Below are 12,335 nucleotides of genomic sequence, written 5' to 3'. Positions count from 1 at the left end.
GTCAAGCGTTTATTTTGAAGTCTTTCAGAATTTCTCGTTCAACTTCAAACACTTGCTTCAGCTACATCAGCGTTTGCTCGCTGTGTGGGGGCGCATTCTACAGAACCAAAAACACCCGTCAAGCGAATATTTCGAAAATTTTCAAAAGCTTGCCACTTTCGTTCCCGGCACCTTCTCTGCATGAAAAACCCTTCTTTATAAGCAAGCGTCCGGATCACCCATCAAATGGCTCGCAAGGTCATTCTTGAGAACTGTGCGATTGCTCAACAATACTCACCGTTTTATGCGATAAACGGCGCCCCTGGAAAAACGAACACCATGATGGATAACAAACGAGGCAAGGGACTTTCATTCGTCAGGAGGATCCATGCGCCACGCACCATTGGCATGGGCATCGGCTTGCTTGGCGTTTACGCGGGCATGCTGCCTCTCGATCCACCCACCTGGGTGTGGATCGTCATGTTCTTCAACGGCCTGGCTTGGCCCCACGTCGCCTATCTCATCGGACTCCGTTCCCGCTCGCCCTACCAGACCGAGCAACGCAGCCTGCTGATCGATTCCATCACCGGCGGTTTCTGGGCCGCCGCCATGCAGTTCAACCCGCTGCCGAGCATCACCATCCTGTCGATGATGACCATGAACAACGTCACCGCTGGCGGCCAGCGCCTGTTCCTGCGTGGCTTGCTTGCCCAGATCAGCGGCATCCTGCTCGGCATGGCGGTATTCGGCCCGGGCTTGCAGTTGGTCAGCACCACCCAGCAGGTCTACGCCTGCCTGCCCATGCTGACCCTTTACCCCCTGGCTCTGGGCTGGGTCTGCTATCGCCTGGCCATCCAGCTCTCCGAACACAAGCGCAGCCTCAGTGCCCTGAGCCGTACCGACAGCCTGACCGGCCTACTCAACCACGGTTCCTGGAAGGACCTGCTGCAACTCAAGTTCCAGACCTGCCAGCAACAACGTCGCAGTGCGGTGATCGCGATCATCGATGTCGATCACTTCAAGCGCATCAACGATACCTACGGTCACGTGGTTGGCGACGCCGTACTGCGCCACCTGAGCAAGGAACTGAAGATCAATCTGCGCGAAGACGACCTGGCCGGCCGCTACGGTGGCGACGAGTTCTGCGTGATCCTCCCGGACACCAGCCTTGCCCAGGCCGGGCGAATCATGGAGCGCCTGCGCGAACGGGTCGCCGCCTACCGCGACACATCACTGCCGGAATTGCGCATCAGCCTAAGCATCGGCCTGGCCCTGTGCCGCAGTGACTTCGACGACCCGGTTGCCTGGCTCAACGAGGCCGACCGCGCCCTCTACAGCGCCAAGAACAACGGCCGCGACCAGGTCAATTTCGCCGACAGCGACAGCGCAACCGCGAGAGTCGCCTATCCTGAGTGAAGTTCGCCCGCGGGGCAGGCTCGCGGTGCGCATTCCAACAGGACCGGCACGCTCATGGACAGCACCGCCAGCTCGCGCCCTCGCTTGCATGCTCGCAAGCTGATCACGGGGATTGCCCTGCTGTTTACGTTGGCCTGCATGATCGCGCTCGGCGCACTGTTCAATATCGCCGGACAACTGAACGAGAACGCCAGCCAGAAAAGCATCTTCTATGCCGACAAGGCCCTGCAACAGCGACTCGAAGCCTCGCGTCAGTTCCTTTCCAGCTATGCGGTATGGAATGCGGCCTACCAGCATCTGCACGGCGAGGTCGACAAGCAGTGGGCCTATATAGAAAAGAACGTCGGCGAATCGCTATACACCGCCAGCGGTTATGAAGGCGTCTTCGTCGTCGACGACCGGCGCACCAAATACGCACTGTTCAAGGGCCAGCCCAGCGAAGCGCCGATCTCCAGCTACATCGATGCCCCGATACAACCCATTCTCGAGCAAGCACGCGCCCTTGCCCCCCAACGCGGACAATCGAGTCGCTACGTCTTGTTCAACGGCTGGCCAGCGGTGCTCACGGCTGCAGCAATCAGGCCGGATGACGAAGTACTGGGCATCGACCCGCAAACCACCTCGGTGATGCTGTTCATCGACCAGTTGACTCAGCCCAAGCTGGACAAACTGGCCGACGACGCCGGCCTTGAGGGCCTGCACATCACCAAGGCCAACGGCGGCAACGTGCAATTGCCACTCGACACGCTCGGCTACAACCTGCAATGGACCGCTCCACGCCCCGGCGACCAACTGCTCTGGGGCGTACTCCCGCCCTTGCTTGGCGCCATGCTGCTGCTGGCACTGCTGATGGTCTGGTTCTTCCGCTACGCCCTGCGCACTTCGCAAGAAATAGACGACAACCTCATCGACCTGCAAGCCAGCAACCAGGCCCTGGAGGCAAGTGAGCAGCGTTTTCGCGCAGTAGCGGAAGCTGCCTCCGACTGGATCTGGGAAACCGACCGACAACACCGCCTGACCTATCTGTCGCAACGTTTCGTCGATGTCACCGGCTACAAGACACATGACTGGCTCGGCCAACCACTGAATCTGCTGCTCGCATGCGACACCACTCCCCTCGGCGCCTGGCTCGACGACCTCGATGAAAGCAGCGGCCAACAGGCCGCCCACCTGCGCTGCGCCTACCACGACCAGCACAACCTGTTGCGTTTCTGCCGGCTGTCGGCACGCCCCATCCATGCCAAGGGCCAACGCATCGGTTTTCGCGGCACCGCCAGCGATATCACCGACGAAGTCGCCGCCCATGCCCATATCCAGCACCTGTCGATGCACGACGCCCTGACCGGCCTGGCCAACCGCAACAAACTGTCGCGGTTTCTCGAACAGGCCTTGCTCAAGGGCGAGCAGGCCGCGCCCCTGACCCTGATCCTGCTCGACCTCGACAGTTTCAAGCCGATCAACGACTCCCTCGGCCATGCCGCTGGCGACGCAGTCCTGCTGGAAATCGCCGCCCGCCTGCGCGAAACCACCCGCGACGGTGATCTGGTCGCCCGCCTCGGCGGCGACGAGTTCGTCCTGGTCATCGCCAACATGGACAACCGCAAGGAAATCGACCGTTTCTGTGCGCGACTCATCGACAGCCTGCATCAGCCAATTCCGTACGAAGATCACAGCCTGCATGTCGGTGCCAGCCTCGGAATCGCCCAGACCCGCCTGCAGGGCTACGATGCCGGCGAACTGATCCGCTGCGCCGATATCGCTCTCTATCAAGCCAAGGCCGAGGGCAAGAACACCTGGCGCTACTTCTCGGTGGAAATGAACCAGCAGATCCAGTACCGCCGCCAATTGGAGAACGATTTGCGCCGGGCCGTGAAGCAGCAGGAGTTCGTCCTGCATTTCCAGCCGCGCTATCGCCTGCAAAGCCTGGAGATCGTCTCGGTCGAAACCCTGGTGCGCTGGCAGCATCCGGTCGAAGGCCTGCTGGGCCCGGACACCTTCATCCCCCTGGCGGAGCAGACCGACCTGATCGTCCCCCTGGGCCTCTGGGTCCTGCGCAACGCCTGCGAAATTGCCCGCGACTGGCCTGCCCCCCTGCTGGTCTCGGTCAACCTGTCGCCCGCACAGTTCTCCCGCAGCGACGTGGTCGCCGATGTCCGGCAGATCCTCGTGGAAACCGGCTTCCCGGCGCAGCGCCTGGAACTGGAAATCACCGAGAACGTCATGCTCAACGATATAGAGGGCGCACTGGGCACCATGAATGCCCTCAAGGAGCTCGGCGTGCGCCTGAACATGGATGACTTCGGCACCGGCTACTCGTCCCTCGGCTACCTGCGCACCTATCCGTTCGACAGCATCAAGATCGACAAGCGCTTCGTCGCCGGCCTCAGCAGCGACAGCAATGACCGCGCCGTGGTCCAGGCGATCATCAACCTGGGCAAGGCCATGGGCCTGACGGTCACTGCCGAAGGGGTCGAGACCGAGCAGCAACTGCGTGCCCTGGGCATGGAGCAGTGCCATGAAGTCCAGGGCTTCTACCTGAGCCGGCCATTGGAACGCGATGATTTCGAAGCCCTGCTGCGCGCCCACCGCAGCCAGGACGGCCAGGCCGGTTGAGACTCAGGCCAGGCGCCGCCGTTGCGCCTTGATTTCCGGCAGATCACGCCGCCGCTGATACACCCGCAACGGCTCGCTGACGTTCAGTCGGTCGTCGACGTTCTGTTCCAGCAACACATCGATCAGCTCGCGGCTCAAGGTCATGACCTCGCCCTCGCCGTTCTGCCAGACGAATTCGCTGCTGGGGGTGATGCTGTCGTCGGCCACGTCCATGCCGAACGAGTCTTCGCTGAAACGCACGATGTGTTTGCCGAGCTTGCGATGGAAACCGACGAAGCCCTTGAGCTGGTCGGCGGCGGCGCAGATGTCCTGGGAAGTGATGTGCATGTCAAACCTCGCTGAAAACATCCAGGTGGATGCTGGTCAAAAGGGATTGGCACGCAAGAGAGTGGGCGCTCTTCTGAGGTGAACGCTCGAATTCCGAAAGATTACTGGAAATTGCCTACCGCTGGTGCGGAAATTTCTGCCAAGCCACCCAGGCTCGCTACACTGGGAACCCATCTCGGCGTTTCGGTACCCGTTTTTCAGATGAGCAAAGCCGCACTTTCAGACAGCGCTACCATCGGCCGGATCAACGTGATTCCGGCGATTCTGCAAGTCATCAGCGAAACCACCGGCCTGCGCTTCGCCGCAGTAGCGCGGGTGACCGAAGCGCGCTGGACCGCCCTGGCAGTACTCGACACCTTCGGCTTCGGAGTCGCGGTCGGTGGCGAACTGGATGCCGCCACCACGCTGTGCAACGAGATCCGCGCAGCGCAGCACACCATCGTGATCGACCATGCCAGCCAGGACGAGGCCTACCGCGATCACCCCACCCCACGCCTGTACGGTTTCGAAAGCTACATCGCCGTGCCGGTGTTTCGCAGCGACGGCAGCTTCTTCGGCACCATCTGCGCCCTCGATCCCCTGCCCCGCGCCCTCAAGGGCAGCGCCATCCAACCCATGATGGAAGCCTTCGCCCGTCTGCTGTCGATCCAGATCGAAAGCGAGGAAAGCGCCCAGCGCACCGAGATTGCCCTGGAAAAGGAACGGCAGATCGCCGGCCTGCGGGAAAAATTCATCGCCGTGCTCGGACACGACCTGCGCAACCCGCTGTTCGCCATCACCGCCGGCGCCGAACTGCTGAGCAAGCGCCTGACCGACGAACGCTCACGGACCATCGCCGAGCACATCCTCACCTCCGGCCACCGCGCCACCCAACTGGTGCGCGACGTGCTGGACTTTGCCCGCGGCCGTCTCGGCGATGGCATTCCTCTGAACATCCAGCCCTGCCCCGACCTCGATCAGGCCCTGCGCCATGTCGCCGGGGAATTGCAGCGGGTCCATCCTTCGCGCCGGATCGAACTGGATATTGGCGACCTTTCCACCCTGAGCTGCGACCGTGAACGGGTCTGCCAGGTGCTGTCCAACCTGATCGCCAACGCCCTGCAACATGGCGACGAACAAGGGCTCATCCGCATTTCGGCGAAGATCGCCGACGACCAGTTCATCCTCGCCGTACACAACACCGGTGCCCCCATCGCCCCGGCGATCATGGCGCAGATGTTCGAACCCTTCTCCCACCCGGCCTCGGATGCACCGCAAGTCGGACTCGGCCTCGGTCTGTACATCGCCAAGCAGATTGCCCTGGCCCATGGCGGCTACATGGACGTGCAATCCTCCGCCACCGCCGGAACCCTGTTCAGCCTGCACCTGCCACTGGATCAAGCTGCTCTGCCAACAGGCCGGCCAGCCAGTCCATGAACAGCCGCACCCGTGGTGGCAGATAACGCTGGCGGGCATACAGCAGCGATATCGGCATTGCCTCCGGCACATGCTCGGGCAGGAATGCTTGCAGACGACCAGCCTTGAGATAGTCACGCACGCCGATCAACGGGGCCTGGATGATGCCGAGTCCGGCCAACCCGGCGCTCTCGTAGGCATCGGTATTGTTCGCGGTGATCGCGCCGGACATTGCCACGAAGCGTGTCTCCTCACCGTCCAGATACTCGAAACCGGCGCTGCGCGTACCCAGGTTCTGCACGTAATGGACCAGTTGATGGTCTTGCAGATCAGCCAATGAAGTCGGCGTGCCATAGCGCTGGAGATAGGCCGGACTGGCGCAGTTGACCACCGCCAACCGCCCCAGCGGCCGTGCCACCACATCCAGGTCGCCGAGCCCGCCGATGCGCAGCACGCAGTCGAAGCCTTCGCGCAACAGGTCGACCTGACGATCGGTACAACTTACCTCCAGTACCAGCCCGGGATGCCGGGCCAGGAACTCCGGCAGGCGCGGCAGGATGATGCGCCGCGCCATGCGTGTCGGCAGATCGACCCGCAGACAGCCGCTCAGGTCGGCGGGATCGGCGCGGAACAGTCCCTCGATTTCCTCCAGGCGCGACAGCAGCTCTTTACTACGCTCGTACAGTTGCAGGCCGTCCTGGGTCGCCTGTACCCGCCGCGTCGAGCGGTTGAACAGCCGCGCGCCCAATTGACCCTCAAGAGTACGGATGTGCTCCGACACGGTCGAACGCGGCAACCCCAGTTGCTCGGCGGCCAGAGTGAAGCTGGCCAGTTCGTTGACCCGGATGAAGGTTCGCAGCAGTTCCGGCTTGAGCATGTCGGGAAGCCATTTGTTCGGAATAAGCGAACAGTATTTCCGAAAGCCACTGATTTATCAGCAATCAAGCGACCAATAGACTTCGCTCCACGTCATCACCATCCACCGCAGAGGTAGCGCACATGTCCCGCAAGATCGCACTTATCACCGGCGCCAGCCGTGGCCTGGGCAAGAACGCCGCGGAGCACCTGGCCGCCCAGGGCTTCGACATCATCGGCACCTATCACAGCAAGGCCGGCGAGGCCCAGACCCTGGCCGGCACCCTGCAACGCTCCGGCGCCCGGGCCGCCATGCTGCAACTGGATGTCGGCAACAGCGCCAGCTTCGAGGCCTTTGCCGACGCCTTGAAAGACACCCTGAAGCGCGACTTCGGCCGCGAGCAACTGGATGTACTGGTGAACAACGCCGGGATCGGCATCAACGTGCCCTTTGCCGAAACCAGCGAGGCACAGTTCGACCAGTTGCTGAATATCCAGCTCAAGGGGCCGTTCTTCCTGACCCAACGCCTACTGCCGCTGATCGCCGATCAAGGCCGGATCATCAATATCTCCACCGGACTGACCCGCTTCGCCCTGCCCGGCTTTGCCGCCTATGCGGCGATGAAGGGCGCCATGGAAGTACTGACCCGCTACCAGGCCAAGGAGCTGGGCCAGCGTGGAATCCGCGTGAACATCCTCGCCCCGGGCGCCATCGAAACCGACTTCGGCGGCGGCGTGGTACGCGACAACCATGAAATGAATGCAGGGATCGCCAGCAATACCGCGCTGGGCCGGGTCGGCCTGCCGGACGATATCGGCGCTGCCATTGCGGTCCTGGCCAGCGACGGTGCCGGCTGGGTCACCGGTCAGCGCCTGGAAGTGTCCGGCGGTATGTTCCTCTAAGCCTGAGCCGGCTCGCCCAACGCCACCTGCAACTGCGCAAGCGCCGGCAGTTGCAGGGCCTGGGCGGCGTAGCACAAGCCGACCCGGCGCTTCAGCGCCGCCCCCTGGGCAGGTCGCCACTGCACGCCGGGATGTCGCTCCACCAGCGATTGCGGCAACAACGCCTGCCCCAGGCCAGCCGCCACCATATAGACCGCCTGTTGCAGGGTCGCCGCCTGCCCGGCCGGATCCTGTCCGGCCTCGCCATAGAAACCGAGCAACCGCTGGTGCGACGCATCCTGCGGACAGGTAATCCAGCGCTGTACGCTCCCCACCGCCGGCAAGGCCAGGACGAAGGGCTCCTCCCACAACGCCAGGAACAGCTCGTCTTCGCAGCACAGCGTCTCGACCCCGAGTCGCGCATCACCGGCACAACCTTCGAGCAAGCTCAGTTGCAGCTGCGGCAACGCCGCACTGGCCATACGGATAAAGGACTCCACCTGACTCGCGGCGATATCCACTTCGATGCCCAATTGCAATGCCACCTGCTGCCGCCCCTCGACGAACTGCCGGCTCAGCGCCTCGGCCTCGGCTACCATCCGTTGGGCCTGTGGATACAGCACCCGCGCCTGCTCGCTGACTTCGACGCCCCGGGCCTGGCGCAGAAAGAGTTCGACGCCGAGCTCTTCTTCCAGTTGGCGGATGGTCACCGATAGCGAGGGCTGGGCCACATGCAGGCGCTGTGCAGCGAGGGTGATATTGCGTTCTTCGAAGACCGCGATGAACGCCTTCAGGTGTCGTATATCCATAGTTTTTTCCGATTCCAGCTAGCGGAATAAGCCGTTTCTCAAGACTTTTCGGGCTCAATAGAATTGAGCCATTCAAATCGATTATGCCTTGGAGGTCATCATGAGCAAGCCCCTGATCATCATCACCGGTGCCAGTTCCGGTATCGGCGAAGCCTGCGCCCGTCTGTTCTCGGCCGCCGGTCACCCCCTCCTGTTGCTGGCCCGCCGTCTGGAACGGATGCAGGCCCTGCAATTGCCGAACACCCTGTGCCGCGCCGTGGATATCCGCGACCGCCAGTCTTTTGCCGAGGCGGTCAAGGATGCAGAGGCACAGTTCGGTCCCGCCGATGCGCTGATCAACAACGCCGGCGTCATGCTCCTGGGCCATATCCAGGAACAGGATCCGGAGCAATGGGAGCGCATGCTGGACATCAACGTGAAGGGCCTGCTCAACGGCATCCACCTGCTGGTGGGCGGCATGATCGAGCGCCAGCACGGCACCCTGATCAATGTCAGCTCGGTGGCCGGGCGCAAGACCTTCCCCAACCACGTCGCCTATGTCGGCACCAAGTTCGCCGTGCACGGGATTTCGGAAAACCTGCGCGAAGAGCTGTCGCCGCATAACGTCCGGGTCGTCACCATCGCCCCCGGCGCAGTGGAGACCGAACTGCTCGGCCACACCACCGACAACGACATCAAGCAGGGTTATGAAGCCTGGAAGCGCGACGATATGGGTGGCCAGGTGCTCAAGGCTGACGACGTGGCAGCGGCAATCGCCTACGCCTACCAGCAGCCGCAATACGTGTGCATCCGCGAGATCGTCCTCGCCGCGACCCGGCAGCAGCCTTAATCGGCGCCCTCCTCGACCTGCACGCTGGCGGTCATGCCGGCGCTCAGGTTGACCCCTTGCGGCACCTGGTCGAGGCTGATACGCACCGGGATGCGCTGGGCCAGGCGCACCCAGTTGAAGGTCGGCTCGACTTCGGCAAGCAACTGGCTGTCGGGGTTGGCGTTACGGTCGGTGATCCCGCGGCTGATGCTCTGCACATGACCTTTCATCGGTTCGCCGGCACTCATCAACCAGATCTTCACCGGCGCGCCGACCTTGATCCGCGGCAGCTTGGTCTCTTCGAAATAGGCCTGGACATAGAAGGTCGAATCGTCCACCAGGGCCATCACCGGTTGCCCGGCATTCACATAGTTGCCCTCGGCCAGCCGCAGGTTGGTGACATGCCCGTCCCGTGGCGCCACAACCTTGCTGCGCGCCAGGTTGAGCGCCGCCAGCCGTGCATCGGCCTGGGCCTGGCGCAATTCGCCACGGGCCACGGCGGCGCCAATCTGGGCGTTTTCCCGCAGTTCGGCACTGATCGCCTGAGGCCCGAGGGCGGCGCGGCGGGCGGCTTCGTGCTCGCGCAGGCGCAACTGCTGCTGGCGGGTTTCGGCAACGGCATTGGCCTTGTCCACGGCGGCCTCGAAGCGGTCGCTGTCGATCGCCATCAACGGCTCCCCGGCCTTCACCGCCTGGTTGTCCTTGACCTTCAACTCACGCACCCAGCCGGACACATCCGGGGCGACGATCACTACATCGGCGCGGATCTTCGCGTCGCGGGTCCAGGGGGTGAGCATGTAGTACTGCCACAGGCGGGTGCCGGCGAAGATGGCCACGGCCACCAGGCACAGGGTCAGGGCGATACGCACGGTGGTACGCATGAACGAACTCCTCAAAGGTACAGCGTGACCAAAGTCAGCACACAGACGAACAGGGCGCAGTCGAACAGCGCCTCATGCCAGATCCAGCGGCCCAGCGGGGTCAGGCGCAAGACCAGGCGCAGCAGCCCGGTCAGCAACAGCGCCAGCAACACATAGATCAGGAACGGACTGAGCAGCACTCCGCCCAGTGCCCACTCACGCAAGCCCATGCAGATCCTCCAGGCGGCGGCACCAGCGGCCCCAGCTCTTTTGCAGTTGCAGAACCGCGCCTACCGCCAGGCGCAGCGCATCGCTGGCCGGTTGTTGCTGCAGGGCGGCGATAAAGGTTTCGCTGGCGGCGTCCAGGCGCTGCTCGCGGCCCGGCCCCGGGCCGCGAGCCAGCACGTCCTGCAACTGCTGCAGGTACTCGCGCTCGGCAGGTTCGACCGGCGCCTGGGCAATCGCCAGGCACATGCGCAGGTGCAGCAGCTCGTCGCCCATGTCCAGGCCGTGCAGGCCATCGTCCCAGCGCCCGCGCTCGTGTTCCGGCAGCGCCGTGTAATGCCGCGCCAGTTGCAGCAGGCGGTCGGCCATGCGCCCGCCGAACCAGGTTTCCGCGCCACGCAGATCACGCCGGGTCAGGCGTACCAGATCGTTCTGGGTCGCGGCGCGCAAGCGGCGGCCATGCCAGGCCGGATTGCGCAGGACCAGCAACTTGAAGGCCAGCACCGCCGCCGCCACGCCCATGAGCATGGCCTGGGCATTGTTGAGAAAGCTTTCGACGCTGAACACCATGTTGTTCAACGGCGCCACCAGCACGATGAAGTGCAGGCAATAGGAAGTAGCAGTGGCGCCGATCCGAGGGTTGGCCATACCCAGGGCGCCGAAGAACAGCGGCACGCCCATGCCCAGGCACAACAGGGCAAAGCTGCTCCACTGCGGCAGCAGGATCTGCCCGACAAGGAAGGCCACCGGCAGCGCCAGGAGAATCCCGCGCAGGAAACTCATGCCGATCTGCGCGCCATTTTCGCGACTGGCGAACAGGCTGCAGACCACGCAGGTCAGCACCAGCCCGCCCGGTGCCGCCGCCCAGGCGGTGGCCAGCCAGAACACCGCCATGGCAAGAAATGCCAGGGCACTGCGCGAGCCGAACAGCAGGCCCAGGGGAATATCGCGGTGCACGGCCAGGCTGTCGGGCAGGTCCGCCGGCGCCTTGCCCTCCTCCACCGCATGCAAGGCGCGGGTCGCAGCAGCGGCGTTGTCCAGCAGCAGTGTCATGCGCGCCAGGCAATAGTGCTCGGCGGCGCTGTCGCGCAGATCGAGTGCGGCTTGCCAGGTGCGCTCGCGCAGCGCTTGCAAGCGCTCGCTGTCGGGATCGGCCAGAGCGGCGCGCAGCTCATCCAGCCAGGGTTGCAGGTGCGCCGCTTCGCGGTCGTCCAGTTGCCGCCACTGGCGCCGTACCGAACGGGCGATGCGCAGCAGCACCAGCAATTTCTGGCTCAAGCCACGAATGGCCCGGGCCCGCTCACGCCCCAGGCGGCCTTCGAACCAGGCGTGTTCGCGCTGGGCGTCGACGGCAACGATACGGCCGAGGATCTCCACCAGGCTCTTGCGCCCCTCTTCATCGCCACCCAGGGTCGCGCTGGCCGCCAGCAAGCCACTGAGCCAGGCCTGGCGGGCCTGCACCGCCAGTTGCCGCTCGACCCGCAACGGCCAGAGCAACGCACTGCTCAGGGTGGCGCAGACAATCCCGAGACTGATCTCGGTGCAGCGCGCCACCGCCTGGTCGAATACCTGGAGCGGATGACTGATCGCCGGCAGGGCAATGATCGCCACCGTGTAGCCGGCCAGCACGAAGGCATAGGCCCAGGCGCTGCGCAACAGGGTCGAGCAGGCGGTACACAGGCCCAGCCATAGCGCCAGGCAGATCAGGAACAGCCAGGGCGTCTGGGCGAACACGGCAATGAACAGCACCGACATCAGTGTCCCGACCAGGGTCCCGAGCAAGCGTGCCAGGCCCTTCTGCAAGACCATGCCGGACAGCGGCTGAGCGACGATAAAGGCGGTCATCAAGGCCCAGGCCGGCTGCTCCAGGCCCCAGCGCAGCGCCAGCCACAAGGCCAGCCCGCCACCAAGCAAGGTCTTGATGGCGAACTGCAAAGCGGCTTTATCGGGCGCGAACAGCGCGTGCAGGGTGATGGGCACGAAAGTGAACCTGGAGGTGATGGAGTTAACGATAGACAGCGCGTGGAAAAGCAAGACAGCCAAATTATTAGCTAGCTAACTATCTTTAGTCCAGTTTCTTTTTTCGATGCGGCTGGAGCGCCAGTTGGCGGGGGTGGAGAAAATCCAGGCAAAAAAAGGGGCGACCGAAGTCGCCCTAAATGCCTT

General features: G+C 63.5%; 12 protein-coding genes. 6 read left to right on the top strand and 6 right to left on the bottom strand.

Features of this window, described 5'->3' with window-relative positions; translation table 11 throughout:
• From ACODSK_RS13855 to ACODSK_RS13845, 3 genes are all read left to right on the top strand, one after another.
• Positions 1-184: hypothetical protein (locus ACODSK_RS13855; RefSeq protein ID WP_489016791.1), on the top strand; the 184-nt coding region annotated here is incomplete at its 5' end.
• A 134-nt stretch (positions 185-318) separates the two neighbouring features.
• Positions 319-1,395 (top strand): diguanylate cyclase, encoded by a 1,077-nt coding sequence (locus ACODSK_RS13850; protein ID WP_489016789.1) that lies wholly within the window; start codon positions 319-321, stop codon positions 1,393-1,395.
• A gap of 54 nt (positions 1,396-1,449) precedes the next feature.
• Positions 1,450-4,008, top strand: coding sequence for a bifunctional diguanylate cyclase/phosphodiesterase (locus ACODSK_RS13845; RefSeq protein ID WP_489016787.1), 2,559 nt, complete (start codon positions 1,450-1,452; stop codon positions 4,006-4,008).
• A gap of 3 nt (positions 4,009-4,011) precedes the next feature.
• Here the strand turns inward: ACODSK_RS13845 and ACODSK_RS13840 are convergent, their stop codons facing one another.
• Positions 4,012-4,335: a DUF2025 family protein gene (locus ACODSK_RS13840; protein WP_489016785.1), complete on the bottom strand. Its 324-nt coding sequence runs from the start codon at positions 4,333-4,335 to the stop codon at positions 4,012-4,014.
• A gap of 201 nt (positions 4,336-4,536) precedes the next feature.
• On the opposite strand from ACODSK_RS13840, the gene ACODSK_RS13835 reads away from it, so the two are divergent.
• Positions 4,537-5,751 (top strand): GAF domain-containing sensor histidine kinase, encoded by a 1,215-nt coding sequence (locus ACODSK_RS13835; protein WP_489016783.1) that lies wholly within the window; start codon positions 4,537-4,539, stop codon positions 5,749-5,751.
• Here the strand turns inward: ACODSK_RS13835 and ACODSK_RS13830 are convergent.
• Positions 5,690-6,607 (bottom strand): LysR family transcriptional regulator, encoded by a 918-nt coding sequence (locus ACODSK_RS13830; protein WP_489016781.1) that lies wholly within the window; start codon positions 6,605-6,607, stop codon positions 5,690-5,692. The genes ACODSK_RS13835 and ACODSK_RS13830 overlap by 62 nt on opposite strands.
• A 122-nt stretch (positions 6,608-6,729) precedes the next feature.
• On the opposite strand from ACODSK_RS13830, the gene ACODSK_RS13825 reads away from it, so the two are divergent.
• Entirely contained in the window at positions 6,730-7,488 is a 759-nt protein-coding gene (locus ACODSK_RS13825) for an SDR family NAD(P)-dependent oxidoreductase (RefSeq protein ID WP_489016780.1), read from the top strand.
• Here ACODSK_RS13825 and ACODSK_RS13820 read toward each other — a convergent pair.
• Entirely contained in the window at positions 7,485-8,276 is a 792-nt protein-coding gene (locus ACODSK_RS13820) for a LysR family transcriptional regulator (protein ID WP_489016778.1), read from the bottom strand. The two genes, ACODSK_RS13825 and ACODSK_RS13820, sit on opposite strands and share 4 nt — an antisense overlap.
• 100 nt (positions 8,277-8,376) lie before the next feature.
• On the opposite strand from ACODSK_RS13820, the gene ACODSK_RS13815 reads away from it, so the two are divergent.
• Positions 8,377-9,105 (top strand): SDR family oxidoreductase, encoded by a 729-nt coding sequence (locus ACODSK_RS13815; protein WP_489016776.1) that lies wholly within the window; start codon positions 8,377-8,379, stop codon positions 9,103-9,105.
• Here ACODSK_RS13815 and ACODSK_RS13810 read toward each other — a convergent pair.
• From ACODSK_RS13810 to ACODSK_RS13800, 3 genes are read right to left on the bottom strand one after another with little or no spacing between them, the layout of a single operon-like run.
• Positions 9,102-9,965: an efflux RND transporter periplasmic adaptor subunit gene (locus tag ACODSK_RS13810; RefSeq protein WP_489016774.1), complete on the bottom strand. Its 864-nt coding sequence runs from the start codon at positions 9,963-9,965 to the stop codon at positions 9,102-9,104. The two genes, ACODSK_RS13815 and ACODSK_RS13810, sit on opposite strands and share 4 nt — an antisense overlap.
• Before the next feature lie 11 nt (positions 9,966-9,976).
• Complete coding sequence (locus ACODSK_RS13805; protein WP_489016773.1) at positions 9,977-10,174, bottom strand: DUF1656 domain-containing protein; 198 nt, start codon at positions 10,172-10,174, stop codon at positions 9,977-9,979.
• On the bottom strand, positions 10,161-12,149 hold the full coding sequence (locus ACODSK_RS13800) for an FUSC family protein (RefSeq protein WP_489016771.1): 1,989 nt from the start codon (positions 12,147-12,149) through the stop codon (positions 10,161-10,163). The genes ACODSK_RS13805 and ACODSK_RS13800 overlap by 14 nt, the downstream gene beginning before the upstream one ends.
• Between the last annotated feature and the right edge of the window lie 186 nt (positions 12,150-12,335).

This window comes from Pseudomonas sp. FG98 (assembly GCF_057808595.1).
This window is presented reverse-complemented; position numbering and strand designations above follow the sequence as displayed.

What these genes read in the sequence shown, in the direction of transcription:
- ACODSK_RS13845 (WP_489016787.1), top strand. Translation starts at nt 1,450, where the DNA reads ATGGACAGCACCGCCAGCTCGCGCCCTCGCTTGCATGCTCGCAAGCTG.
- ACODSK_RS13835 (WP_489016783.1), top strand. Translation starts at nt 4,537, where the DNA reads ATGAGCAAAGCCGCACTTTCAGACAGCGCTACCATCGGCCGGATCAAC.
- ACODSK_RS13805 (WP_489016773.1), bottom strand. Translation starts at nt 10,174, where the DNA reads ATGGGCTTGCGTGAGTGGGCACTGGGCGGAGTGCTGCTCAGTCCGTTC.
- ACODSK_RS13825 (WP_489016780.1), top strand. Translation starts at nt 6,730, where the DNA reads ATGTCCCGCAAGATCGCACTTATCACCGGCGCCAGCCGTGGCCTGGGC.
- ACODSK_RS13820 (WP_489016778.1), bottom strand. Translation starts at nt 8,276, where the DNA reads ATGGATATACGACACCTGAAGGCGTTCATCGCGGTCTTCGAAGAACGC.
- ACODSK_RS13810 (WP_489016774.1), bottom strand. Translation starts at nt 9,965, where the DNA reads ATGCGTACCACCGTGCGTATCGCCCTGACCCTGTGCCTGGTGGCCGTG.
- ACODSK_RS13815 (WP_489016776.1), top strand. Translation starts at nt 8,377, where the DNA reads ATGAGCAAGCCCCTGATCATCATCACCGGTGCCAGTTCCGGTATCGGC.
- ACODSK_RS13830 (WP_489016781.1), bottom strand. Translation starts at nt 6,607, where the DNA reads ATGCTCAAGCCGGAACTGCTGCGAACCTTCATCCGGGTCAACGAACTG.
- ACODSK_RS13850 (WP_489016789.1), top strand. Translation starts at nt 319, where the DNA reads ATGATGGATAACAAACGAGGCAAGGGACTTTCATTCGTCAGGAGGATC.
- ACODSK_RS13840 (WP_489016785.1), bottom strand. Translation starts at nt 4,335, where the DNA reads ATGCACATCACTTCCCAGGACATCTGCGCCGCCGCCGACCAGCTCAAG.